The organism is Phaeobacter sp. HS011, assembly GCF_018101215.1.
In the GTDB taxonomy this organism is placed as follows: Bacteria; Pseudomonadota; Alphaproteobacteria; order Rhodobacterales; family Rhodobacteraceae; genus Phaeobacter; species Phaeobacter inhibens.
Genome location: NZ_JAGEUF010000006.1, coordinates 216217 through 239599, shown reverse-complemented (window position 1 = coordinate 239599; position 23383 = coordinate 216217). Strand labels below are relative to the sequence as shown.

Below are 23383 nucleotides of genomic sequence, written 5' to 3'. Positions count from 1 at the left end.
CCGTACAACCCGGCTCTGCAGCGCCGAAACTGTGCCTGCGTCAGGCGGGGTAGGCAGGGGATACGCCCAAAACCACCGTGTGGCACGGCTGGTGAGACCCTTGACACATAGCATACGTAAATATCCCGTATAAGTTGAAGGATAAGGCGAAAAAAATGCTTGATCGACTCATCGCTTTGGTGGATATGGCGCACAGACGCCAACGCACGCGCCTCTGTCCCAAGGGTTATCCCCCATGGTTACGTAGCGACGGTAACGTCTCTGATTGAAGTGAGCGGTCATAGATGGCCGGGTCTTTTGGAGATGACCATGAACGCAAACGTAACCGGGCAACTTGCCCGTCAAGATGCTATTGTCCCCGTTTCTCGCCACCTGTCCTACATTGCACAGAATGCGTTTGACCGACCGACACTGGTGATCGACAGTCAAGCTGTTGCCCGGCAATACGCCGCCCTAGCGCAAGGTTTGGGCCGCGCGCGTATTCACTACGCTGTAAAAGCCAATCCGGAGCCGCAGATCCTGCGTCGCCTGACCCGCATGGGGGCGAATTTCGATGCCGCCAGCCGTGCTGAGATTGAGATGTGTCTGGCCGCTGGCGCAAAGCCGAGCCAAATTACCTTTGGCAACACCATTAAGCGCCCGGCTGATATCGCTTTCGCGCATGAGATCGGAATCACGCATTTCGCCGTTGATGCCTTGGCGGAGCTGGATAAACTGGCTGACCACGCGCCGGGTGCGCGGGTTTGCATCCGCCTGCTGGTTGAAGCGACCGGCGCCGATTGGCCGCTGAGCCGTAAGTTCGGCTGTACCGCAGCAATGGCCCTGACCCTGATGGACCGGGCCCGCGACCTTGATCTATGCGTGTCTGGTCTCTCCTTCCATGTCGGATCGCAGACCCGTGAGCCGCAAATGTGGGCTGACACGCTTGATCAGGTGGCGCAGGTCTGGCGCGCAGCCAAGACCGCTGGACATGAGCTGACTCTCCTGAACATCGGCGGTGGTTTTCCGGCTAGCTATGGCACTGAGGTGATGGCGCCGAACCGTTATGCGCAGGAGGTGATGGCTCTGGTGAACGCGCGTTTTCCGGACGCCTCCGAAATCATGGCAGAACCGGGTCGCGGTCTGGTGGCAGAGGCAGGTGCAATCGCAGCAGAAGTTCTACTGGTGTCGCGCAAGGATGCGGATGATCTGCACCGCTGGGTCTATCTGGATATCGGGAAATTCTCCGGTCTGGCCGAAACCATGGATGAGGCGATCCGCTATCGTATCACCACCGAACATGGTGATGGACAGACCGGCCCCTGTATTCTGGCCGGTCCATCCTGTGACAGTGCGGATGTGCTCTATGAAAAGCAGCTCTATCAAATGCCGCTGGAGCTGAAATCCGGAGATCGGGTCGTGATCCATGCCTGTGGTGCCTATACGACCACCTACGCATCTGTGGGGTTCAATGGCTTCCCGCCGCTGGATGTGGTCGTGATCTGATTTCAGATCAGTGACCGTTGGGGCTGGTGAATGGGGTCGCAATCACTGCTTGTCTCGGGCGGTCCGTTTGGCTTTCATGGCGCAAACAATAAAAAGGTTTGCGCCATGTCCAACGTTGAATTCCCTAACACCGCAATAGGGCTGCCGTCTGACGCTGCGGAGCGGCGCGCGATCCCGCCAGTGATCTGCTATCCGAATGAAACGCTGCCAAAGCCGGATTTACCGCAATACCTTTCGGCCCGTGAGACAGCGCAAAAAACTGATGAGGTGCTGGTCGCGCCGCGACAAGCGGCTTGCTTCCGTGTGGCAGCAGGCAGTTTTTTCCGGATTACGTCAGTCGAGGGGCCGCAAGTGGGTGACCTGAACCTTTGGAACAGCGCCGATCTGAGTGAGCGATTTTTCTCCGGCAAAACGCGGGCATTGCACGGAACCCATGTGACTGCTGGGGAGAGGCTATGGAGTAGCCTGCCGCATTTGCGCCCCATGGCAACCATTGTTGCCGATAGTCTGGGCTGGTACGGGATCGACAGCTACGGTGGCTCGGTGCATGATGTGATCGGAACGCGCTGCGATCCCTATACCGGAAATCTGCTCGCCGGTGGCCACTATCACCATTGCTGTCACTCCAACCTGACTCGCGCACTGGCTGATGAACTGGGCACTTCGCTGGCAGAAGCGGAACGGCATGTACACGACGTTCTGAACGTTTTCATGTGTACCGGGTTTACCCGCGATACCGGGCAGTACTTCATGAAGGCAAGTCCGGTACGCCCTGGTGATTATCTGGAGTTTTTCGCCGAAATCGACCTGTTGGGAGCGTTAAGCGCGTGTCCCGGGGGCGACTGTGGGGCGGAACATACCAGTGACAGCGCCGCCTGCCACCCGCTGCTGGTGGAGGTCTTTACGCCCGACGACACTGTGTTGGATGGCTGGCAGTCGCCTGCGCGCAATGGCTACGATGGCAGTCACGGGCGCAGTTGATCTGAGATTTTGCCAATAGGAAAAAAGGCAGCGCCTGAGGCGCTGCCTTTTTGTTCGGATTAAAGAGGCCCACCAGCTTAGGCGAAAGCCGCCTCGAGTGCGATTTCCACCATATCTCCAAAGCTGCGTTCGCGTTGATCGGAGGGCAGCGCCTCGCCCGTGCCAAGGTGATCGGACACGGTCAGCACTGCCAAGGCGCGGCATCCGTAGCGCGCTGCAAGCGTATAAAGCTCAGCGGCCTCCATCTCGACTCCCAGAATGCCGTGGCGCACCATTTGCTCGTTCAGATCCGGGCGTTCATCATAGAACACATCCGACGAATAGATGCCGCCAATATGCGGGGTCAGCTCATGGGTCTCAGCGGCCTTTACCGCCGTCTGAAGGAGGGACCAATCGGCGCAGGGGGCGAAATTGACCTCCTTGAAAATCCCGCGTGAGGGGGAGCCGGTGGTTGTCGCTGTCATGGCGAGGATCACGTCGCGGATCTTCACCTTGTCTTGCATGCCACCACAGGAACCGATGCGGATTAGGGTCTTGGCATCATAGTCACGGATCAGTTCATTCACGTAGATGGACAGGGATGGCATGCCCATCCCGCTACCCTGAATCGTAACCGGGTGACCATTCCATGTGCCAGTGAACCCCAACATTCCGCGCACTTCATTTACAAGGCGCACATCTTTCAGAAATGTCTCGGCTGCCCATTTCGCGCGGTAGGGGTCACCTGGCAACAAAACGGTTTCGGCAATTTCGCCCTTGGCGGCCCCAATATGAACAGTCATTTTTTATCCTCAGTTTTGGAAAATCAGATTTCCAGATCGGAAATATCAACGCCGGATGTCAGCGCTGCATGAACCCAATGTGGTTTGCGGCCACGGCCGGTCCAGGTTTCTTCCGGGTTTTGAGGGTTGCGATATTTCGGGGCAGCCTTGGTTTTCTTGGCAGTGCTACGGCCATTGCCTGCAATCTCATCCAGCGAGAAACCGAATTTTGCGGCGGCTTCTTCCGCGGCTTTCAATGCTTCGATGCGCTCACGCTGCTCAGCGTCTTTCAATGCCTTTTCGACGTTCGCCTGCAATTCCAAAAGTTCTTTTCGCGACATCGATGTGAGGTCAACGGCCATTTTTTCTCTCCATGAATGAATGCACGACGTGATAGGTCGAGGTGCATTCATTTATGGCCTCATATTCGTGGCGATTTCACCAAGAAAATTGTTTCGATTATTTTTATTTGCGAAAATCCGCTAATGCGTAGCCGTTTCTGGTTGTTTTGCGAGTTCGACAATGTCTCCCATGATTGCGTTCAGCTCAAAATCCTTGGGGGTGTAGACGCGGGCCACCCCCATCTTTTTCAAGCGGTCAGCGTCATCGTCCGGAATGATTCCTCCGACAATAACCGGAACATGCGAAAGACCGGCTTCTGTCATCCTGCCCATCAGCTCTTCGATCAGGGGCAGGTGACTGCCGGAGAGGATCGACATGCCAACAACATGGGCGTCATCCGCGATTGCTGATGCCACCAGCTCCTCCGGGGTCATGCGAATACCGTCGTAAGTAATATCCATGCCGCAGTCGCGGGCACGAAAGGCGATTTGCTCAGCACCATTGGAATGGCCGTCGAGTCCAGGTTTCCCGACCAGAAATTTCAGGCGGCGACCAAGTTGATCGCTTACTGCATTTACCTTATCGCGCAACTCATCCAGACCTTCAGTCTTGTTGGACACCGACCCTGAAACGCCTGTCGGGCCACGGTAGGTACCATAGACCTTGCGCATTTCCTCTGCCCATTCACCGGTGGTGACCCCCGCTTTGGCTGCGGCGATGGAGGGGGGCATGATGTTGTCACCGTTTTGCGCTGCGGCGCGCAGGGCCGCGAGCGCCGATTGCACTGCGTCATCGTCACGCCCACTGCGCCAGTCATCCAGGCGGCTGATTTGCTCCTGCTCGACCGCTGGGTCGACTACCATGATGCCGCCGTCCTCGGTCTGTAGCGGAGACGGTTCACCCTCGGTCCATTTGTTGACACCCACCACGATGGTCTCGTTCTTTTCGATCCGGTTCAGGCGTTCGGCGTTGGAATCGACCAACCGGCCCTTCATGTATTCAATGGAGGCCACCGCGCCGCCCATGGATTCCAGATTTGCCAACTCAGCACGTGCGCCTGTCTTCAGGTCTTCGACCTTTGCATCCACTGCGGGGTTGCCATCAAACAGATCGCCATATTCCAGAAGATCGGTCTCATAGGCGAGAATCTGTTGCATCCGCATGGACCACTGCTGATCCCAGGGGCGGGGCAGGCCAAGCGCTTCGTTCCAGGCGGGCAGCTGCACGGCGCGAGCACGCGCCTTTTTCGACAAGGTCACAGCCAGCATCTCTATTAGAATACGATAAACGTTATTCTCTGGTTGCTGTTCGGTCAGGCCAAGAGAATTTACCTGCACACCATAGCGGAACCTGCGGAACTTGGGATCTTCGACGCCGTAGCGGTCGCGACAGATTTCATCCCAAAGATCGACAAAGGCGCGCATCTTGCACATCTCGGTCACGAACCGGATGCCCGCGTTTACGAAGAAAGAAATGCGCCCGACCATAGCCGGAAAATCCTCTGGTGTGATGCGTGGCTTCAGCTCGTCCAGCACTGCCTGCGCGGTCGCGAGTGCAAAGGCCAGTTCCTGCTCCGGCGTCGCGCCTGCCTCCTGTAAATGATAGGAGCAGACGTTCATCGGGTTCCATGTAGGCGCGTTAGTGTAGCAGTACTCGGCCACATCCGCGATCATCTTGAGGCTGGGTTTGGGAGGGCAGACATAGGTGCCTCGGCTCAGATATTCCTTGATCAGGTCGTTCTGCACGGTGCCTTGCAGTTTCGACACATCCGCGCCCTGCTCCTCTGCCACCGCGATATAAAGAGACAGCAGCCACGGGGCAGTGGCGTTGATGGTCATGGAGGTATTCATCTGCTCCAGCGGGATCTGGTCGAACAGAGACCGCATATCGCCAAGGTGGCAGACCGGCACGCCAACCTTGCCGACTTCGCCGCGGGCCAACACGTGGTCGCTGTCATAGCCGGTCTGAGTTGGCAGATCGAAGGCGACGGAAAGGCCGGTTTGCCCTTTGGCTAGGTTGGCGCGGTAAAGCGCGTTGGATGCGCTGGCAGTAGAATGGCCCGCATAGGTGCGGATCAGCCAAGGACGGTCTTTTTGCATCTGCGGCATCATCAGCCTCCCATCAGGAATGAGGTAACTTTATTTCTTCTTGTGGATCTAAATAGTAATTATAGACCTTTGTCAATTCGCTGCGTTGCGGCATTTTCAGGGCAGACAGCGGCTCTCGCGCTTTCAGGTCGCTTGCAGGCTATTGAGGTGGTTTTGTGTTTGCTCTAAGACCTTATAGGTTGATTTGAGTATTAGAAGAGCACTGATTTGAAGAACACTATCACTGGGCGGCGCCTCGCCGAGGTTGATGGCTTGCGCGCTGTTGCTGTGCTGGCAGTCGTGCTGTACCACTATTTTCAGGCCTATCCCCAGTACTCCCTCTACGGTGCGGCACTGTTGCCCCTGGCGAAATACGGAGACTTGGGTGTCGAGTTGTTCTTCGTCATCTCTGGATTCGTCATTACGCTGTCGCTTACCGAACGGCCCGGGCCCCTGCGGTTTGCGCTAAAACGCCTGGCGCGGCTTTGGCCGGCACTGGTGGTTTGTTCCCTCATCACGTTTGTTTTTGTGCACAGCGTTGGCAGCGATTTCACCCAAGACATACGTGGAGATCTGAGTGGCTTTGCGGCCTCCTGGACGTTCACATCGCAGCGCTTCTGGCACAACGTCTTTGGGTTCGATGGCTACGTTGACGTTGTATATTGGACACTCGCCATAGAGGTTCGGTTCTACCTGTTGGCGGCTGTGATTTGCTGGTTGGTACCCAAGGGACGTTTTGGAAGGGTGGCGCCATTGGTCTTGCTGATCATGCAGTCGATATTCGCAGTGGTTGAGTTTGCGGTTGCTGGGCTGGTGCCGCAGGTGGTGATTGAGACGCTCTTTTTAGCCTATGCGCATCTCTTCGCCGCAGGCATCACCTTTGCTGCAATCTATTCCGGAGCGCGCGGCAAGCGACAGGGTGCACTGGTCTTCTGGGCCTTCTCAGTGGCATTTTATCGCGCCGAAGATAACTGGGAAGTAACATTTCTAGTCCTGATCTTTCTCGCAGTTGCGGCCTGTGCCTTGCGATTGAGGGTGGCTCAGGTTCTGGCTTGGCGACCGCTGGCTGGGCTGGGGTTGATCAGCTATCCGGTTTATCTGCTGCACAATTACATCGGCGTGACCCTGCTTACACTGCTGCCCGTCGGGCTGTCGGCCGAGATCTACGTGCTGGCCGCAGCCGTTGTCTTGGGGGGCATTATAATCCTGTCGATGGCCATTTTTCGACTGGTTGAGGTGCCTTCTCAAACTGTGGTTCGCACGCTGATGGCCCGTAGTGGTGCGCGGGGCCACAATGGTCGATCGGTGGCTGGGGGGTGAGGCGGCAAAGGCTTGTAAACCGGACAGGTTTGGGCAAGGCTTGGCGGGATGACGCAGACCGTGGAACTCCCGCTTTGGCTCTTTGTGCTGATCCTGCTGTTTGCTGCGATCACCTTTGCGTCGCATTTTCTATTCCCTTCAGTGCGGTGGTTCTTTCGCCGGCGGCTTGAGCGAGCGGTGGCGCGGCTCAATCGGCGGCTTGAGCGTCCTATTCAGCCGTTCAAACTGGCGCGGCGCTACGACATGATTCAGCGGCTGATTTACGACCCGCAGGTCGCGCAGGCGATCGCGGATCACGCGCGCGGCAAGGGTATTCCAGAAAACGTCGCCTTTGAGGAGGCCCGCCGCTATGCGCGCGAAATTGTACCCTCCTTTTCTGCCGTTGCTTATTTCAGCGTTGCGATCCGATTGGCTCGGTTTCTGTCCAACGCAGTCTACCGAGTGCGCCTCGGCCACGTCGACGAAGCCGCGCTCAAGGCCATTGATCCGGAAGCGACAGTGGTGTTTGTGATGAACCACCGATCCAATATGGACTACGTGCTGATCACTTACCTCGCAGCAAATCGGTCGGCGCTCTCCTATGCGGTGGGGGAGTGGGCACGGGTTTGGCCCTTGTCGCGATTGATCCGGGCAATGGGCGCTTATTTTATCCGTCGGAAATCACGAAACGATCTCTATCGGCGTGTTCTTGCGACCTATGTACGCTTGGCGACGCAAGGCGGTGTGACACAGGCCATGTTTCCGGAAGGCGGGTTAAGTCTGGACGGTGCCTTGGCCGAGCCCAAGGTGGGGCTGCTCAAATATATCGTCGACGGACAGTTGGCCCAGGGTGACGGGGGGCGGGATGTGGTTTTTGTGCCGGTTGCTCTGAATTATGACCGGGTCCTTGAAGACAAGATTCTGACATCTGCGGCTCAATCCGGAGAGCGACGGTTTCGCCCGCGGATTCATGTGGTTGCTATTAGGATGTTGCGTCAACTGATGCTCTGGCTCACAGGGCGCTATCAACGATTTGGATATGCGGCGGTCAGCTTCGGGCGTCCGCTCAGCCTGCGCGCGTTTATGTTACGAGAGGGGGAGGAGGATGCGCCGACGGCTCTGGCACAGGAGCTGATGGGGCGGATTGGTGAATGTGTTCCAGTCCTGCCGGTGGCTCTGGTAGCAGCAACGCTGGTGCGCTTGCAGTCGGGTTTCAATCCATGGAGCCGGTCAGATATCGAACAGGCGATGGATGGACTACTTGCACAGATTCCCTTTGCCCATATTCACACGCCGCGTGACAGCCTTGGTGACGCGGCTGAGGTCGGGCTGCGTCAACTGACAGCCCGAGGCATCTTGCAAGAGCACCAGAACCGCTATCAGGTGGACGCAGAGCGCGGGGATCTACTTGTCTACTATGCAAACTCCATCCGCCATCTCATCCCTGAGCCGACAGTGGCGACGTCTGCCTAGGCGTATTTTCTGCGGATGCGAAATATTATTCTGCATCCGCAAGGTCATAAAATTACCCAAATTGAATAAATGATGTTGCATTGTTGCTTGGTGAATTTTATTCCCTAGGTAGCAGCTGCGATTCTGCATTGCGGCGAACAGCGGAAAAAAGGAGGCCAGCATGGCTTTGGATACGCAGAACGGCGCCCTCTCCTACGAGGCCCCTGAAAAAGAGCTTTATGAGATCGGTGAACTGCCACCGATGGGGTATGTGCCGCAAAAAATGTATGCTTGGACAATCCGCAAGGAGCGCCACGGCAACCCCGACACTGCCATGGTGCAGGAGGTTGTTGATGTCCCTAAGTTGGACAGCCACGATGTGCTCGTTCTCGTGATGGCAGCCGGGGTGAACTACAACGGTGTGTGGGCCGCACTTGGCACACCCATTAGCCCGTTTGACGGGCATGGTGCCCCGTTTCACATCGCAGGTTCCGATGCCTCTGGCATCGTGTGGGCGGTAGGCGACAAGGTGAAGCGCTGGAAGGTCGGTGACGAGGTGGTGATCCACTGCAATCAGGACGACGGCGATGATGAGGAATGCAACGGCGGCGATCCAATGTACTCCCCCAGCCAGCGGATTTGGGGGTATGAGACCCCTGACGGATCCTTTGCTCAGTTCACCAATGTTCAGTCACAGCAGCTGATGCCGCGCCCCAAACATCTGACGTGGGAAGAGAGCGCTTGCTATACGCTGACACTGGCCACCGCTTACCGGATGCTGTTCGGCCATGAACCACATGATCTGAAGCCGGGCCAGAACGTACTGGTCTGGGGCGCATCGGGTGGCCTCGGCTCTTATGCGATCCAGCTGATCAACACCGCCGGGGCCAACGCGATCGGCGTGATCTCCGACGAGAGCAAACGCGACTTTGTCATGGGGTTGGGCGCCAAGGGCGTTATCAATCGCAAAGATTTCAACTGCTGGGGCCAGCTGCCGACAGTGAACACCCCTGAATATGCCAATTGGTTCAAGGAAGCGCGCAAATTCGGCAAGGCGATCTGGGACATTACCGGCAAGGGCAACAATGTTGACATGGTGTTCGAGCACCCTGGCGAAAGCACGTTCCCGGTCTCGACCTTTGTTTGCAAAAAGGGCGGCATGGTCGTGATCTGCGCCGGCACCACCGGCTACAATCTGACCTTCGATGTGCGCTATATGTGGATGCACCAAAAGCGCCTGCAGGGTTCGCATTTCGCACATCTGAAACAGGCAGCTGCAGCGAATAAACTGATGGTAGAGCGTCGCCTTGACCCCTGCATGTCTGAAGTTTTCTCGTGGTCTGACTTGCCGGAGGCCCATATGAAAATGCTGCGCAATGAACATAAGCCCGGCAATATGTCCGTTCTTGTTCAGGCGCCGCGTACCGGACTGCGTACCTTGGAAGATGTGCTGGCCGGGTAGAACCTCCGGCTGATTTCTATGAGTTTGCCCCGCCAGTCACAGATAGGACTGGCGGGTTTTTTCGTGTGTTCTGCATGCTGTCGTGCAGTGGGTTGTGACGCTAGATGAGCAGGCGGCTTGGTGCTGATGGTGCAGACATTCTGTGGCAGCGCGCTAGATAATCCCTTATGAAATAAAAACTCGATCAATATGCAGGCATGCCGTTGACGCTGCTGCGACGATCGCGGCACAAAGACCAAGAGCGCGGTTTGTAATTCATGCAGGCAGCCGCAACGGTGCAGGAGACCTGTGCCAAGACTAAGTGAGATTCAGGCAATTTATGGCAACCAAAGTTAATCTTGATCTGATCCTTGAGGTATTGGATGCGACAACCTCAGTCGATGGTCTGCAGGAGATCATCCAGCGGGTCTGCGATACCTTTGACGTTGATCATGCCATGTATCATTGGGTGGATAGTGCCGGTGATCACTATCACTTTGGCACCTATTCGCAGGGCTGGGTAGAGCGCTATCAGGAAAAAGCCTATGTGCGCGTCGACCCGGTTATTATTGGGTGCTATCAGCGGTTCCACCCGGTCGACTGGCGGCGGCTTGACTGGTCCTCCAAACCCGCACGTGAGTTTTTGCAAGATGCGTTGGCGCATGATGTCGGCAACCAGGGGTACTCAATCCCGATCCGGGGTCCGAACGGGCAATTTGCACTATTTACAGTCAGTCACAACTGCGATGATGACACTTGGACCCGGTTCACCGACAAGCACAGCCGTGATCTGATCTTGATCGGGCACTACTTTAATCGCAAGGCACTGGAGTTCGAACCGGATCGCAGCCCGGAGCATGTGCAACCGCTGTCCCCTCGCGAGATTGACGCGCTGACCCTGCTTGCGATGGGATATAGCCGTGCTCAGGTGGCGAAGACGCTAACGATCTCGGAACATACTTTGCGTGTTTATATCGAGAGCGCGCGATTCAAATTGGGGGCCATCAACACCACCCATGCCATCGCGCGTGCCCTGAGTCTCGGGCTGATCATCATTTAACACGTTGAAGCTACAGGCATTCATTAACCTTATAGTTGAGAATCTCTTCTGGTCGTAATCTGGTCCTACTTTTCTATCTAAAGGGGACTAAGTTATGCTTCGCTATGTATATGCACACGACCTGCACCAGCACCGTGAATTGGCTCATTCGATGTTCGTGGACCGCGCGGATCAGTTCAAGACGCGGCTTGGGTGGGATGTCACGGTAGATGCCCAAGGAGAAGAGCGCGACGAGTATGACGCGCTTGATCCGCTCTATGTGATTTGGGAGCAGGCCGATGGCCGTCACGGCGGCTCAATGCGGTTCCTGCCCTCCACGGGCCCGATCATGGTTAATGATGTCTTTCCTGAGCTGACCGGAGGTGACGCCATCAGCAGCCCGCTGATCTGGGAATGCACGCGGTTCTGCCTCTCACGTGATGTGAGTGGTAATGTCGCCGGGGCGCTTACCTTGGCTGGGCTGGAGATCATGCGGAATTTCAACATTGCTCACTTTGCAGGCGTGTTTGATCGCCGGATGGTAAGAATCTACCGATCGCTCGGTTTTAGTCCGGACGTCATTGGCACCATGGGCGAAGGGCGGGACCGGATTTGCCTTGGTCTCTGGGACTATTCGGTGGAGGCCTATCACCGCGTCGCACAGAAGGCGGGTATCCAGCCGGAGCTCTCGACATTGTGGTTTGATCGTTCGTTCGGTGGGGCCGTAGAGCCGGGATCCGTTGCCCTGACAGGCTGATGGCAACGCTGAAGAGGATGTGACAGTCAGACCTGCCCTCTGCCAAAACCGGGCCACGCCGGGCCGTCTGCTCTGGTGCAGCCGGCCCGGCGCCTGTAGGGTCGCGGCATGAGCGCAGCACCCATAAAATTCTCCGATGATCAGGCGGTTGCCTTTGATCGCGTTAGCAGTCTTCTCCACGACGCGGGGGTCGATCTGGAAGACGATCTGCTCCACCCGCCGCGCGGTGACGGCGGCGCAATGGCTGTTATCGGCAAGGCAGGATCCGGCAAAACACTGTTGCTGGCGGAGCTGTACAAAGCACTGGAGAAAGCCGGGGTCGAGGTCGTGTCGGGCGACTATGAAAGCCGGAAGAAAAATGAGGACCGCCGCACGCTTGCGATCCTGGCGCCGACAAACAAAGCGGCCAGTGTATTGCGCCTGCGCGGAGTGCCGGCAACCACGATCCACCGAATTCTCTATACACCGGTCTATGACCCTGAATACGAGCGGATTGCCGAATGGCTGGCGGGTAGTGGCGACGAGCCCGAAATTGAGGGGGTGACCGAGGAGGCGTTGGCCCGTGCCAAAGCTTTCTACGAGCGTAATAAATCGATCCCCGGCGCCTTGGCGGCTGCGGGGCTGCGGGGGTCTGATTTCATTACCGGCTGGAAACGCCGAGAGGAGCCGCTGGACATCGGCTTTATCGATGAGGCCTCGATGCTGGATGATCGCCAGTTTCAGGATCTCAAGGAGATTTTTCCGACGCTGTTGCTGTTCGGAGACCCCGCGCAGCTTGCGCCAGTGAACCAATCTGGTGCGATGGTCTTTGAAACGCTGCCGGAAGAGCGAAAGCTGATCCTCAATCGCATTCACCGTCAGGAGGCCGGTAACCCTATTCTGGATCTCGCCCATGCGCTGGCCGATCCAGACGTCGGCTTCGAGGATTTCGAGCGTATGGTTGAAGGTCTCTCCCGCCAGGACGAGCGCGTGGTCTGGGGCCAGCGGGTGGAGGTGGATCTGATGGCGCGCTCCCCGGTTCTGGTCTGGCGCAACAACACTCGCATCCGGCTGATCAATGCCTTCCGAAATGTGCATGGCGCGCCGGAAGACAGCCTGCTGGCGGGCGAACCGCTAATCTGTGATGGTATTGAATTGCCGATGAAACACCGCAAGAAACGGCTGGATCTTGAGGCCCGCGGTCTGATTAAGGGCGCGCAGGTAATCTATCTCGGGCCTGGCCGGAAACCGGGGTTTTCGCGTCTTCATGTGATGGGGGCAGAAGACCCGCAGGTGTCCGCCGCATCAATCGTGAAGATCGAAAAGCCTGAGGAAGAAGAGCCTTTCATTCCGTTTGCTGCGCGGATGGGGGCGGCTTTTCTGCATGGGGCAGCGGTCACCATTCACAAGGCCCAAGGATCACAGTGGCCAACGGCACAGGTTTTTGCGCCTGACATTTACGCAGCTGCACGGATGGGCCGGGTTGAGGCTGGCCAGCCCCTATGGAAGCGGCTGGCTTATGTCGCAATCACGCGGGCTCAGGAACGGCTGATCTGGGTGGTGCGTAACCGTCTCGCAAAGCCAACCGGGCCCCTGCAGGTGGATGACCTGCGCGCAGCACCGGCTAGTGCCCTGACCTTGGAAATGCAGGAGGACAGCCCGGTATGAGCGCAGAGGATCAAGTCTCCAAGCGTACGATCCTGATCACCGGGGCAAGCTCGGGTATCGGTCGTGCCGTGGCTGAGTTGTTTCTGGAGAAGGGCTGGCAGGTTGGCCTGTTGGCGCGTCGTGCAGAACAGTTGGAAGAGGTCGCGCAGGATCGTGACACAGCTCATGTTCTGCCCGCCGATGTGACGGACCCCGGCGCTGTCGACCACGCCTTTGATTGCTTTGCAAAACGGGTAGGGCGGTTGGATGTGCTGTTCAACAATGCTGGTATTTTCACCCCTTCGGGCACCATCGACGAGATTGAGCTGGAAGATTGGTTTGCTGCGGTCAATGTGAACTTAAACGGTATGTTTCTGGCAGCGCGCGCGGCCTTTCGCCAGATGCGCCAGCAATCGCCGCAGGGTGGCCGGATCATCAACAACGGATCCATCGCGGCTCATGTTCCGCGCCCCGGATCAGCCCCCTATGCGGCGACAAAATCGGCGATCACCGGGCTGACCCGTAGCCTGTCCTTGGATGGGCGCCCCTTTCAGATCGCCTGCGGGCAAATCGATATCGGCAACGCGCGCACGCCCATGTTGGAAGATCTGAGTGCACGGCAGATCGCAGCTGATCCGTCTGCCGTACCGATGCAGACCTTTGCTGTGGAAGACGCCGCGCAATCGGTGCTGCATATGGCAGATCTGCCACTTGAGGCGAATGTTCAGTTCATGACGATCATGGCGACGACCATGCCCTACATCGGGCGCGGTTAGACGGGACGGGGGAGGCTCCCGCCCGGGTACGATACCACCAAGCTGGCAGCGCATCCGTTGGGCGTGGCGCCGCGCTTTGCACGGCGGGGCTGCCTTCAGCTTCTGCGCAAGAGGCGGAAGGCGGCCGAGGCTCCCCAGCCTGCGGCAATCGCAATGGCCAGTGACATCAAACCGTAGAGAAACGGCTGCTCCCGCGACATCGCGTAGAGAAAACGTTCCAGCCCCACCTTGCGCACGTCGATGTTGGTTTCGTACTGCGCTACCACCGTTCCCCCTCGGGTCAGCAGGATGCGCGTGCGATAGGCTCCTTCCGTAAGGTCGGCGGGCATGTCAATCGCTGTGCGAAACAAGGTTTGCTGATCTACAGCGACGGTATTTTCCCGTAGCGAGTAGAGATCATTGTCGGAGCGAATGCGGATCACGGCTTCGGCAAATCGCTGGGCGCCGCGTATGTGCATCCCGGCCCCAACCGAGCGGATCGCACGACCCACGGATACCCGATACCGCAGATCTTCGGTATCGCTCAGCACCTGCGAGAGGGGCGCGCTGGTTGCGACGGCATAGAAGCTGGGGGCTGAGTCCACCAGAACGCTGTCTGTATTCACCCAAATACCAAGCTTTTTTTCCTTGCGCCGGACCATCACCGGCGACGACGGGCCGGACACGGCGACAATCACCTCAAGCGGGTCATCCTGCGGGATCGGTGCTTCGCGTTTCACGGCGCCGAAGATCAGGATCTCCGAACCATCAAAGTTGGCTGTGATGGCAACACGGTCCTGGCTGAGGCCCAGCACGACTTCTTCGCGCGGCCCGGTTGCGGGTTCACTGTCAATCAGGGTGGCTGTGGTTTGGGCTTCTGTTGGTGCCGGTGCGAGTGACGCGAGCGGCAGGATCAGCAAGAGTGCCGCACAAAGGCGCTGACTGGCGTGGTGCAAGCCCGAGCGCGACTCGACACGGCCCTTACGATGGATAGCGCAACCGAGCATCTCAATGGCCCCCGTCGCTGCCGAGCGAATAGAGCTCGGAGGGTATGAGCAAGAGATCCAGACCGAGCTTGACACAGACCACGATCACCATGAGGGCGAGCAGGATACGCAACTGCTCTGCTTTCAGATAGACCCCAATACGGGTGCCAATCTGCGCCCCGATGACGCCGCCGACTAACAGCAGAACCGCCAAGACGATGTCCACTGTGTAGTTTGTAGTGGCGTGCAACATGGTGGTGAAGGCTGTCACCAGTATGATCTGGAACAGCGATGTGCCCACAACCACCTTGGTTGGCATGCCCAGAATGTAGATCATCGCAGGCACCATGATGAAACCGCCACCAACCCCCATGATTGCGGCAAGGATACCGACGACGACGCCGACCAGCAGTGGTGGAATGACAGAGATATAAAGACCTGAGGTGCGGAACCGCATCTTGAACGGGAGTGCATGGACCCAGCCACGCTGCCTGCGGGGCGCTGGCGCGGCGCCTGCTGAGGTCTTGGATTTTCGGATCGCGTTCAGGCTTTCGACGAACATTAGTCCGCCAACCACGCCAAGGAAGACGACATAGCAGAGTTTGACCAGCAGATCGACCTGGCCAAGGGCCTTGAGGTAGTTGAAGACCACAACCCCGAGGGCGGCGCCAAGCAGACCTCCGGCTTGCAGGACAAGGCCCATCTTGATGTCTACGGTTCGCCGCCTGAAATGGGCAAGAACGCCGGAGAAAGAGGAGGCGACGATCTGATTGGCTTCGGTCGCCACGGCAACCGCAGGAGGGATGCCGATGAAAAACAAAAGCGGCGTCATCAAAAAGCCGCCGCCAACACCGAACATGCCGGACAGGATGCCGACCATACCGCCGAGCCCCAGAAGCAGGAATGCGTTGACCGACACCTCGGCGATGGGAAGATAAATCTGCATATCAGTGTTAGACCGCAGCACTTGCGTAAAATCAACTGTCGATGCCGCTGTGCAGAAAACAGGACTGAAGTTGTGGGAAAACTGGACCTATGATTTTCGGCAGGGCAGTCCGTTTATTGGTGATTGCTGTTCGGTGGCGTAGGTACCGTGAGACGCAAAACGCCCGGCCATAGCCGGGCGCTTGAAGATGTTTCCGCACAGATCCAAGTGGCTATGCGGAATGGAGCTGGATATTAGCGTTCCTTGACGTAGGGCTCACCACCGGCCTTGGGCGGTACGGCTTTGCCAACAAACCCAGCCAAGATCACGACGGTCAGAATGTAGGGCAACGCGTCCATCATCTGAACCGGGATCACAAAGGTCCCGATTTCAATATTCTGGAACCGCAGGGCAACCGCCTGTAGGAGGCCGAACAGAAGGCAGGCTCCAAGCGCATGCCAGGGCCGCCACTTGGCAAAGATCAGGGCTGCCAAGGCGATAAAGCCACGACCCGCAGTCATATCCTTCACGAACCCAGCCTGAAGGGCGGTCGCAAGATACGCACCCGCGATCCCGCAAAGCAGGCCACAGATCATCACGGCTGCGTAGCGCAGCCCGACAACAGATACACCGGCGGTATCAACAGCTGCCGGGTTCTCCCCAACGGCGCGGAGGCGCAGGCCGAAGCGGGTACCAAACAGGACCCACGCTGTGGCGGGAACCGCTAGGAAGGCCAGGTAGACCAGTACAGAGTGACCGGATAGCAGTTCACTGTAGATCGGCCCGAGTACCGGTACATTCGCCAGCGCATCCGCAAACGGCAGGTTGATTGGCTCAAAACGACCGCCTGAGAAGAGGGACGGGGTGCGGCCGCCTTGCTGGAACCAGTCCTGCGCAATCAGCACCGTCATCCCGGCAGCGAGGAAGTTGATCGCCACACCTGAGATCAGCTGGTTGCCGCGGAAGGTGATCGAGGCGAGACCGTGCAGCCCGCTAAGGACCAGCGAAGACGCGATACCAGCCAAAAGGCCCAGCCAGACATTCCCCGTGGTCGCGGCAACCGCAGCGGAGAAGAAGGCAGCCATCAGCATTTTGCCTTCAAGCCCAATATCAAAAATGCCGGCCCGTTCAGAGAACAGGCCTGCCAGACAGGCCAGCAGCAGCGGCGTAGCAAGACGAACGGTGCTGTCGAGCACTTGGATCAGAGTCAGAAAATCCATCATGCTTTCCCCCGGCGCAGAGCAAGGAAGATCCGCTCTAGCGGGCCTCTCACCATATTGTCCAATGCGCCTGTGAATAGGATCACCAGCGCCTGAATGACCACGATCAATTCGCGCGGAATGCTGGTCCAGAGCGCCAGTTCAGCGCCGCCCTGATAGAGGAAGCCGAACAGGATCGCGGCAAGGAACACACCAAAGGGATGGCTGCGCCCCATAAGAGCTACGGCAATGCCGATGAAACCAGCGCCTTCGGTAGAATTCAGAACCAGACGCTCTGCCTCACCCATCACATTGTTGGTGGCCATCATGCCTGCCAGGCCGCCAGAGATCAGCATGGCAACCATGGTGATCTTCACCGGCGAAATCCCGGCATAGAGCGCACCATATTCGGAATTGCCATAGGCCCGAATCTCATAGCCAAGCTTGGTGCGCCAGATCAGCAGCCAGACCGCGATGCAGGCCGCAACCGCTACAAGGAAGCTGACATTCGCGGGGGCTGCTTTGGAAAACTCAATGCCGATAGGCGCCAGAATTTCATGCAGCGACGGCAGGTGAACGGCCTCAGGAAAGCGGGCTGTGGCCGGATCCATCGAGCCTTCGGGCCGCAGCAGGTTCACCAACACATAGTTCAGCACCGCAGCAGCGATGAAGTTGAACATGATGGTGGTGATCACGATGTGGCTGCCGCGTTTTGCCTGAAGATAGGCCGGGATGGCCGCCCAGGCCGCTCCAAACACCGCAGCACCGAGGCTGGCAAAGATCAACGCAAGTGACCAATGGGGCCACGGGATGTACAGGCAGACTAGGGCGACGCCCAGACCGCCGAGCATTGCCTGACCCTCGCCGCCGATGTTGAACAGTCGCGCGTGGAAGGCCACGGATACGGCAAGACCCGTGAACAGGAAGTTGGTGGCGTAGTAGAGCGTATAGCCCCAGCCATAGGTCGACCCCAGCGCCCCGGATACCATCAGGTTCACGGCAGCAATTGGGTCTTCGCCAATGCCGAGGATCACCAAGGCAGAGAGAATAGCGGCCAATATGAGGCTGATCAGTGGGATCAGCACGACATCGGCCCATTTAGGCATCTTATCCATTTACGCGGCCTCCCCCGCGACGCCGGCCATCAACAGGCCCAGCTCTTTCTCATCGGTCTGATCAGCAGGGCGTTCGCCCATGATCATCCCGTCAAACATCACAGCAACACGGTCGGCAAGCGACAGGATCTCTTCCAACTCAACAGAGACCAGCAGGATAGCCTTCCCCTGATCGCGCAGCTCGACGATCTGCTTGTGAATAAACTCGATGGCACCGATATCGACGCCCCGTGTCGGCTGGCCGATCAGCAGCAGCTCTGGATTGCGTTCGATTTCGCGGGCGACAACGATTTTCTGCTGATTGCCTCCGGAGAAGTTCTTGGCGGCGAGCCATGGATCCGGTGGGCGGACGTCAAATTTGGCCATCTTGGCCTCTGTATCTGCGCGCAGGGCAGCGTTGTTCATCAGCAGGCCGCGCTGGTATTCGGGGGCGTGGTGATAGCCGAACGCCACGTTTTCCCAAGCGTGAAAGTCCATGATCAGACCTTCGCGCTGGCGGTCTTCTGGGACATGGGCCACATGGGCTGCGCGACGGGCGCGGGCGTCGGATCCGGCACCTGACAAAGGCAGGGGCGCGCCATTGAGGCGAATGCTGCCCTGACCCTCACGCATGCCACCCAGCACTTCCATCAGCTCGGACTGGCCATTGCCGGCAACACCGGCGATCCCCAGGATTTCTCCGGCACGGACAGTCAGATCAATGTTCTTAACGCGTGCGACGCCGGCCTCATCAACAACGCTGAGGTTCTCAATCTCAAGGATTGGCTTGCCAGGGGTGGCGGGAACTTTATCGACACGCAACAGCACCTTACGGCCGACCATCAGCTCAGCCAGATGCTCGGGGCTGGTCTCGGCGGTCTTCACGGTGGCGGTCATCTCGCCACGGCGCATCACCGATACCGTGTCGGTGTATTCCATGATTTCGCGCAGCTTGTGGGTAATCAGGATGATTGTTTTTCCCTCTGCGCGCAGCCGGTCCAGAATACGGAACAGTTGATCCGCTTCTGCCGGGGTCAACACACCGGTGGGTTCATCCAGAATCAAGATGTCGGCCTGACGATAGAGTGCCTTCAGGATCTCGACGCGCTGTTGCATACCCACACCGATCTCGTCGATGCGCGCATCGGGGTCAACGTTCAGCTCATATTCTGCTGCCAGATCCTTCAGCGACTTTCGTGCCTTACTCAGCGATGGTTTCAGCAGCCCGCCATCTTCGGCGCCTAGAATGATATTCTCCAATACGGTGAAATTCTCCACCAGTTTAAAGTGTTGGAACACCATGCCGATACCGGCTGAGATGGCCGCTTGGCTGTCGGGGATTTCGGTCCGTTTCCCGTGAATCCAAACCTCGCCTTTATCGGCCTTGTAGAACCCGTAGAGGATGCTCATCAGCGTTGATTTACCCGCTCCGTTTTCGCCGATGATCCCGTGGATCGTGCCCGGGGCAACACGGATTGAGATATCCTTATTGGCCTGAACCGGGCCAAAGGCTTTGGAGATGCCTTTTAGTTCAATTGCTGGTGCCGTCATTCGGGCTCCCCTTATTCATCCTGGATCAGTTGGCACAGATCCGCGTCACAGCGATGGGCGGTTAACATGTGCATTTTAGCCAACCTAGGAAAAACCAAACCCGGAGGCGGCAAAGGCGCAGCCTCCGGGCAATATGAAACCCCCGGTCACCACCATGATCGCAACAGGGTCACGGTGGGCCGGGGGGCAGTTCAGTGCTTAGAAGGACAGAGCCGGGCAGCTGTCATCCGACATATAGTCATGCACAGTGATCTCACCGGTGGCGATCTTGGCAGCGGCGTCATCAGTCGCGGCTGTCATCTCCTCGGTAATCAGCGACGCGTTGTTGTCGTCAACCGCGAAGCCCACGCCACCATTGGACAGGCCCATGACGGAGAAACCTGTTTCCAGCTCAGTACCGTCGGAGAAGGCCTCAAACACAGCGTTGTCGACGCGCTTCATCATGGAGGTCAGGACCTTACCCGGGTGCAGGTGGTTCTGATTGCTGTCCACGCCGATCGACAAGATGCCTTCGTCGGCTGCGGTCTGCAGTACGCCAACGCCAGTGCCGCCTGCTGCAGCATAAACAACGTCAGCGCCCTGGCTGATCTGCGCTTTGGTCAGCTCGGAGCCCTTGACCGGGTCATTCCACGCCGCCGGGGTGGTGCCGGTCATATTGGCGATCACGGTTGCGTCCGGATTGGCCGCTTTCACGCCCTCGGCATAGCCACAGGCGAATTTGCGGATCAGAGGGATATCCATGCCGCCGATGAAACCAACAGTGCCCGATTTTGAGGCTTTGGCCGCCAGCATACCCACGAGGTAGGAGCCTTCGTGCTCATTGAAAACAACGGAGCGGACATTGGGTGCGTCCACAACCATGTCGATGATCACGAATTTGGTGTCCGGGTAGTCTGCAGCGACCTGACCCAGAGCGTCGGCGAAGGCAAAACCTGCCATCACGATCGGGTTTGCGCCAGCTTCGGCAAAGCGGCGCAGCGCCTGCTCACGCTGAGCTTCTGACTGCAGTTCGATTTCACGGAAGCTTTCGCCGGTCTCTTCAGCCCAACGCTGCGCGCCGGCGAAGGCTGCTTCGTTGAAGGACTTGTCGAACTTGCCGCCCAGATCGAAGATCAGCGCGGGTTCTGCCATCGCAGCACCCGCTGTCAGCGCCACGGCTGCCGCTGCGCTCATCAGGGATTTCATCAGGGTCATAGGGGTACTCCCAATTTGTTGCTCTTGATGCGGCCAGTCTGACCGCCCCAACCCATGTGTTTTTAAAAAGGTGCGACAATTTAGGCCGTAGGCTGCGGAGAGGGTCAACCGTTTTTTGACCTTTTGGTGTTATTCTGGGCTTTCGGCCTTGCGTAAGCTGACACTCATGAGCACTGCGTCCACTGCTGCCGCGCCTTTGCGGGGGTAGTAACCGACCCGTCGACCGCTTTCTGCGAATCCATAGGCCTTGTACAGGGTGCGGGCCGGCTGGTTGTCTGCTGCAACCTCCAGAAACCCATCGGTTGCATCGCGCGTCAGGGCAACCTCCCGCCATCTCTCCAGGATGGCTCGTGCCAGCCCTTGCCGCTGATGACTGGGGTGGGTGGCAATGGTCAGGAGTTCCGCTTCCCCGGCGACGACGCGGCCAAGGGCAAAACTGCGCGCATCTCCGACCACATAGCTGAACGGGCTGTCCAAGAGGGCAGAAAATTCGCGTGCGGACCAAGGACGACCCTGCAGAAAAGCCGCCTGATGGGTACGGGCCATGTCCTCCGGCGTTGGGGGAGTTAGCTGGTTGTGCGCGGGTGTCGTCATGGTCAGCAGGCAGATCTTAACCGTCAATCAGTGTTGGCGGTGCGTCTTTGGCAGGGGCGGCATCAGCAGCCCGCAGGTACAGGGGAGCTGGTGCGGATGTGGCATCTTTGTAGCGCTCTGCAGCCCGTCGTGCGATCGTTTCGGCAATGTGCGGTGGCGTCGCCTCAGCAACCAGCTCCAGCCTCAGCACTGTTGCGATGGCGTGCGCTTCGGCGAGCGGCATTAGTCGGGGATCTTCTCCTGGGGGATGCGCGTACACCTGATCACGTGGCGCTGGCACCGCAGCGAATGTACCGGGATGCTCGCGCGCCTCAAACCCGTTGACGCCGACGGCGGGGATTTCCAACCCCAATGCCAGGCCTCTCGCAGCTGAGACGGCAATGCGAATTCCGGTGAAGTTGCCCGGACCTATGCCAACTCCCAGCGCATCAAGATCGGCCCAGGTTGCTCCACCTTCAGCGAGTACTTCCTCCAGCAGCGGCATCAGCCGTTCGGCCTGTCCGCGTGTCATCTCTTCACAAGTTTGTGCGAGGATGACGTCCCCCTGCAACAAAGCGGCCGCGCAATGCGCGGCCGATGTATCAAATCCGAGGACGAGAACGTCAGACGGCAACGGGTCGCACCTCGGTTACTTCCGGAATGTAGTGACGCAGCAGGTTTTCGATGCCCATCTTCAGGGTCAGGGTTGAAGACGGGCAACCGGCACAAGCCCCTTGCATGTGCAGATAAACAACGCCGCGATCAAATCCATGGAACGTGATGTCGCCGCCATCCTGGGCCACCGCTGGGCGCACGCGGCTGTCAAGCAATTCCTTGATTTGGTTGACGATTTCGCCGTCTTCACCAGTGTGTTCAGCATGACCCGAGGTCTGTTCTCCGCCCTCAGAGATGACCGGCTGACCGGACTGGAAATGCTCCATCACGGCGCCCAGGATTGCGGGCTTGATATGGTCCCATTCAACGGTATCAGCTTTGGTTACTGTGACAAAGTCATTGCCAAAGAACACGCCTGTGACCCCGGAAACGGCAAAGATTCGCTGCGCTAGAGGCGAGCTGCCCGCGGCATCAGCGGTTGGAAAATCGGCGGTGCCCATCTCCAGAACAGTCTGGCCCGGCAGGAATTTCAGCGTCGCCGGGTTGGGCGTGGATTCGGTCTGAATGAACATGTCGGGCCTCCTTAAAGCGTGGCAGAGATATGCGCCTCCGACCCGCTTAAGTCAAGATTTGGAACAATTCTAAATTCGAAAGCCCTATCGGGCCGTGCTGGCGTGTCCTGGTCGGATCCCCTCAGGAGGAGAGCGACAACTGTGCTGGCAGGTCAGAAGCCGTCAGGTGATCGCTTCCAGTTTTTCCTTGGACAGATCGCCGGGCACGATTGTGATCGGCACCGGCAGGCTGCCAGATGAGCGGCTAAGTTGGGTGACAAGCGGGCCGGGACCTTTGCGATCGTCCCCTGCGCCCAGTACCAGAACACCAATTTCGGTGTCGGACTCGATCTGGGCGATGATCTCAGGCACAGCTTCGCCTTCACGGATCACAAGTTTGGGTTCAATCCCCTGACGGTCCCGCATCCATTTTGCAAAAACTTCAAAATGCGCGTGTATGCGTTCACGGGCTTCTTCCCGCATCACTTCGCCAACCCCGATCCAGTGGTTGAATTCATCCGGGGGAATCACTGAAAGGATCTCAACCCCGCCGCCGGTTTTGGCAGCGCGCATGGCGGCGAACCGCATCGCGTTCAGACATTCGCGACTGTCATCCAATACGACAAGAAATTTGCGCATATTGATCCTCTGGTTGTTCCGATTGGATCAT

Annotated in this window: 22 protein-coding genes; 9 read left to right on the top strand and 13 right to left on the bottom strand. The window is 58.0% G+C overall.

The window, feature by feature from the left end; genetic code table 11:
* Nucleotides 1-303: 303 nt before the first annotated feature.
* Both J4721_RS13635 and J4721_RS13630 read left to right on the top strand, forming a co-directional pair.
* Nucleotides 304-1485, top strand: coding sequence for a type III PLP-dependent enzyme (locus J4721_RS13635; RefSeq protein WP_014879064.1), 1182 nt, complete (start codon nucleotides 304-306; stop codon nucleotides 1483-1485).
* Between the two features lie 105 nt (nucleotides 1486-1590).
* Nucleotides 1591-2466 carry a DUF1989 domain-containing protein gene (locus J4721_RS13630; RefSeq protein WP_102875377.1) on the top strand — a complete coding sequence of 292 codons (876 nt, stop codon included), beginning with the start codon at nucleotides 1591-1593 and terminating at the stop codon, nucleotides 2464-2466.
* A 77-nt stretch (nucleotides 2467-2543) separates the two neighbouring features.
* On the opposite strand, the gene deoD is transcribed toward J4721_RS13630, so the two are convergent.
* The 3 genes from deoD to J4721_RS13615 form a co-directional block, all read right to left on the bottom strand.
* Entirely contained in the window at nucleotides 2544-3248 is a 705-nt protein-coding gene (gene deoD, locus J4721_RS13625; RefSeq protein WP_211002821.1) for a purine-nucleoside phosphorylase, read from the bottom strand.
* Between the two features lie 23 nt (nucleotides 3249-3271).
* Entirely contained in the window at nucleotides 3272-3589 is a 318-nt protein-coding gene (locus J4721_RS13620) for an H-NS family nucleoid-associated regulatory protein (RefSeq protein ID WP_014873484.1), read from the bottom strand.
* A 120-nt stretch (nucleotides 3590-3709) separates the two neighbouring features.
* On the bottom strand, nucleotides 3710-5677 hold the full coding sequence (locus J4721_RS13615; protein WP_211002822.1) for a protein meaA: 1968 nt from the start codon (nucleotides 5675-5677) through the stop codon (nucleotides 3710-3712).
* 207 nt (nucleotides 5678-5884) lie between these two features.
* On the opposite strand from J4721_RS13615, the gene J4721_RS13610 reads away from it, so the two are divergent.
* From J4721_RS13610 to J4721_RS13580, 7 genes are all read left to right on the top strand, one after another.
* Nucleotides 5885-6976, top strand: coding sequence for an acyltransferase (locus J4721_RS13610; protein WP_247656114.1), 1092 nt, complete (start codon nucleotides 5885-5887; stop codon nucleotides 6974-6976).
* Between the two features lie 48 nt (nucleotides 6977-7024).
* Nucleotides 7025-8428 carry a 1-acyl-sn-glycerol-3-phosphate acyltransferase gene (locus J4721_RS13605; protein WP_211002823.1) on the top strand — a complete coding sequence of 468 codons (1404 nt, stop codon included), beginning with the start codon at nucleotides 7025-7027 and terminating at the stop codon, nucleotides 8426-8428.
* 160 nt (nucleotides 8429-8588) lie between these two features.
* The gene (gene ccrA / locus J4721_RS13600) at nucleotides 8589-9869 is read left to right on the top strand and encodes a crotonyl-CoA carboxylase/reductase (protein ID WP_014873488.1); all 1281 of its coding nucleotides are present in this window, start codon (nucleotides 8589-8591) and stop codon (nucleotides 9867-9869) included.
* A 319-nt stretch (nucleotides 9870-10188) separates the two neighbouring features.
* On the top strand, nucleotides 10189-10908 hold the full coding sequence (locus J4721_RS13595) for a LuxR family transcriptional regulator (RefSeq protein ID WP_014873489.1): 720 nt from the start codon (nucleotides 10189-10191) through the stop codon (nucleotides 10906-10908).
* Between the two features lie 94 nt (nucleotides 10909-11002).
* The gene (locus J4721_RS13590; protein WP_014879070.1) at nucleotides 11003-11644 is read left to right on the top strand and encodes an acyl-homoserine-lactone synthase; all 642 of its coding nucleotides are present in this window, start codon (nucleotides 11003-11005) and stop codon (nucleotides 11642-11644) included.
* A 108-nt stretch (nucleotides 11645-11752) separates the two neighbouring features.
* Entirely contained in the window at nucleotides 11753-13291 is a 1539-nt protein-coding gene (locus J4721_RS13585; RefSeq protein ID WP_102882963.1) for an AAA family ATPase, read from the top strand.
* The gene (locus J4721_RS13580) at nucleotides 13288-14046 is read left to right on the top strand and encodes an SDR family oxidoreductase (protein WP_211002824.1); all 759 of its coding nucleotides are present in this window, start codon (nucleotides 13288-13290) and stop codon (nucleotides 14044-14046) included. The genes J4721_RS13585 and J4721_RS13580 overlap by 4 nt, the downstream gene beginning before the upstream one ends.
* A gap of 95 nt (nucleotides 14047-14141) precedes the next feature.
* Here the strand turns inward: J4721_RS13580 and J4721_RS13575 are convergent, their stop codons facing one another.
* The 10 genes from J4721_RS13575 to J4721_RS13530 form a co-directional block, all read right to left on the bottom strand.
* A complete protein-coding gene (locus J4721_RS13575; protein ID WP_211002825.1) occupies nucleotides 14142-15032 on the bottom strand; it encodes a TIGR02186 family protein in 891 nt (296 codons plus the stop codon).
* Nucleotide 15033: 1 nt separating this feature from the next.
* On the bottom strand, nucleotides 15034-15957 hold the full coding sequence (locus J4721_RS13570; protein ID WP_211002826.1) for a sulfite exporter TauE/SafE family protein: 924 nt from the start codon (nucleotides 15955-15957) through the stop codon (nucleotides 15034-15036).
* A 233-nt stretch (nucleotides 15958-16190) separates the two neighbouring features.
* Nucleotides 16191-17156 carry an ABC transporter permease gene (locus J4721_RS13565; RefSeq protein WP_044040428.1) on the bottom strand — a complete coding sequence of 322 codons (966 nt, stop codon included), beginning with the start codon at nucleotides 17154-17156 and terminating at the stop codon, nucleotides 16191-16193.
* Nucleotides 17156-18250 carry an ABC transporter permease gene (locus tag J4721_RS13560; RefSeq protein WP_014873496.1) on the bottom strand — a complete coding sequence of 365 codons (1095 nt, stop codon included), beginning with the start codon at nucleotides 18248-18250 and terminating at the stop codon, nucleotides 17156-17158. Before J4721_RS13560 ends, J4721_RS13565 begins: the two co-directional genes overlap by 1 nt.
* Nucleotides 18251-19780 carry an ABC transporter ATP-binding protein gene (locus J4721_RS13555; protein ID WP_014873497.1) on the bottom strand — a complete coding sequence of 510 codons (1530 nt, stop codon included), beginning with the start codon at nucleotides 19778-19780 and terminating at the stop codon, nucleotides 18251-18253.
* A gap of 198 nt (nucleotides 19781-19978) precedes the next feature.
* Nucleotides 19979-20974 carry a BMP family protein gene (locus J4721_RS13550; protein ID WP_014873498.1) on the bottom strand — a complete coding sequence of 332 codons (996 nt, stop codon included), beginning with the start codon at nucleotides 20972-20974 and terminating at the stop codon, nucleotides 19979-19981.
* 129 nt (nucleotides 20975-21103) lie between these two features.
* The gene (locus J4721_RS13545) at nucleotides 21104-21520 is read right to left on the bottom strand and encodes a GNAT family N-acetyltransferase (RefSeq protein ID WP_211002827.1); all 417 of its coding nucleotides are present in this window, start codon (nucleotides 21518-21520) and stop codon (nucleotides 21104-21106) included.
* A gap of 64 nt (nucleotides 21521-21584) precedes the next feature.
* A complete protein-coding gene (gene tsaB / locus J4721_RS13540; protein WP_014879079.1) occupies nucleotides 21585-22181 on the bottom strand; it encodes a tRNA (adenosine(37)-N6)-threonylcarbamoyltransferase complex dimerization subunit type 1 TsaB in 597 nt (198 codons plus the stop codon).
* Complete coding sequence (locus tag J4721_RS13535) at nucleotides 22171-22734, bottom strand: NifU family protein (RefSeq protein ID WP_014873501.1); 564 nt, start codon at nucleotides 22732-22734, stop codon at nucleotides 22171-22173. Before J4721_RS13535 ends, tsaB begins: the two co-directional genes overlap by 11 nt.
* A 162-nt stretch (nucleotides 22735-22896) precedes the next feature.
* A complete protein-coding gene (locus J4721_RS13530) occupies nucleotides 22897-23352 on the bottom strand; it encodes a universal stress protein (RefSeq protein WP_014873502.1) in 456 nt (151 codons plus the stop codon).
* Nucleotides 23353-23383: the final 31 nt, after the last annotated feature.

Coding starts and splice junctions, on each gene's coding strand:
- J4721_RS13635 (WP_014879064.1), top strand. CDS start 304: ATGACCATGAACGCAAACGTAACCGGGCAACTTGCCCGTCAAGATGCT.
- J4721_RS13630 (WP_102875377.1), top strand. CDS start 1,591: ATGTCCAACGTTGAATTCCCTAACACCGCAATAGGGCTGCCGTCTGAC.
- deoD (WP_211002821.1), bottom strand. CDS start 3,248: ATGACTGTTCATATTGGGGCCGCCAAGGGCGAAATTGCCGAAACCGTT.
- J4721_RS13620 (WP_014873484.1), bottom strand. CDS start 3,589: ATGGCCGTTGACCTCACATCGATGTCGCGAAAAGAACTTTTGGAATTG.
- J4721_RS13615 (WP_211002822.1), bottom strand. CDS start 5,677: ATGCCGCAGATGCAAAAAGACCGTCCTTGGCTGATCCGCACCTATGCG.
- J4721_RS13605 (WP_211002823.1), top strand. CDS start 7,025: ATGACGCAGACCGTGGAACTCCCGCTTTGGCTCTTTGTGCTGATCCTG.
- ccrA (WP_014873488.1), top strand. CDS start 8,589: ATGGCTTTGGATACGCAGAACGGCGCCCTCTCCTACGAGGCCCCTGAA.
- J4721_RS13595 (WP_014873489.1), top strand. CDS start 10,189: ATGGCAACCAAAGTTAATCTTGATCTGATCCTTGAGGTATTGGATGCG.
- J4721_RS13590 (WP_014879070.1), top strand. CDS start 11,003: ATGCTTCGCTATGTATATGCACACGACCTGCACCAGCACCGTGAATTG.
- J4721_RS13585 (WP_102882963.1), top strand. CDS start 11,753: ATGAGCGCAGCACCCATAAAATTCTCCGATGATCAGGCGGTTGCCTTT.
- J4721_RS13580 (WP_211002824.1), top strand. CDS start 13,288: ATGAGCGCAGAGGATCAAGTCTCCAAGCGTACGATCCTGATCACCGGG.
- J4721_RS13575 (WP_211002825.1), bottom strand. CDS start 15,032: ATGCTCGGTTGCGCTATCCATCGTAAGGGCCGTGTCGAGTCGCGCTCG.
- J4721_RS13570 (WP_211002826.1), bottom strand. CDS start 15,957: ATGCAGATTTATCTTCCCATCGCCGAGGTGTCGGTCAACGCATTCCTG.
- J4721_RS13565 (WP_044040428.1), bottom strand. CDS start 17,156: ATGGATTTTCTGACTCTGATCCAAGTGCTCGACAGCACCGTTCGTCTT.
- J4721_RS13560 (WP_014873496.1), bottom strand. CDS start 18,250: ATGGATAAGATGCCTAAATGGGCCGATGTCGTGCTGATCCCACTGATC.
- J4721_RS13555 (WP_014873497.1), bottom strand. CDS start 19,780: ATGACGGCACCAGCAATTGAACTAAAAGGCATCTCCAAAGCCTTTGGC.
- J4721_RS13550 (WP_014873498.1), bottom strand. CDS start 20,974: ATGACCCTGATGAAATCCCTGATGAGCGCAGCGGCAGCCGTGGCGCTG.
- J4721_RS13545 (WP_211002827.1), bottom strand. CDS start 21,520: ATGGCCCGTACCCATCAGGCGGCTTTTCTGCAGGGTCGTCCTTGGTCC.
- J4721_RS13535 (WP_014873501.1), bottom strand. CDS start 22,734: ATGTTCATTCAGACCGAATCCACGCCCAACCCGGCGACGCTGAAATTC.
- J4721_RS13530 (WP_014873502.1), bottom strand. CDS start 23,352: ATGCGCAAATTTCTTGTCGTATTGGATGACAGTCGCGAATGTCTGAAC.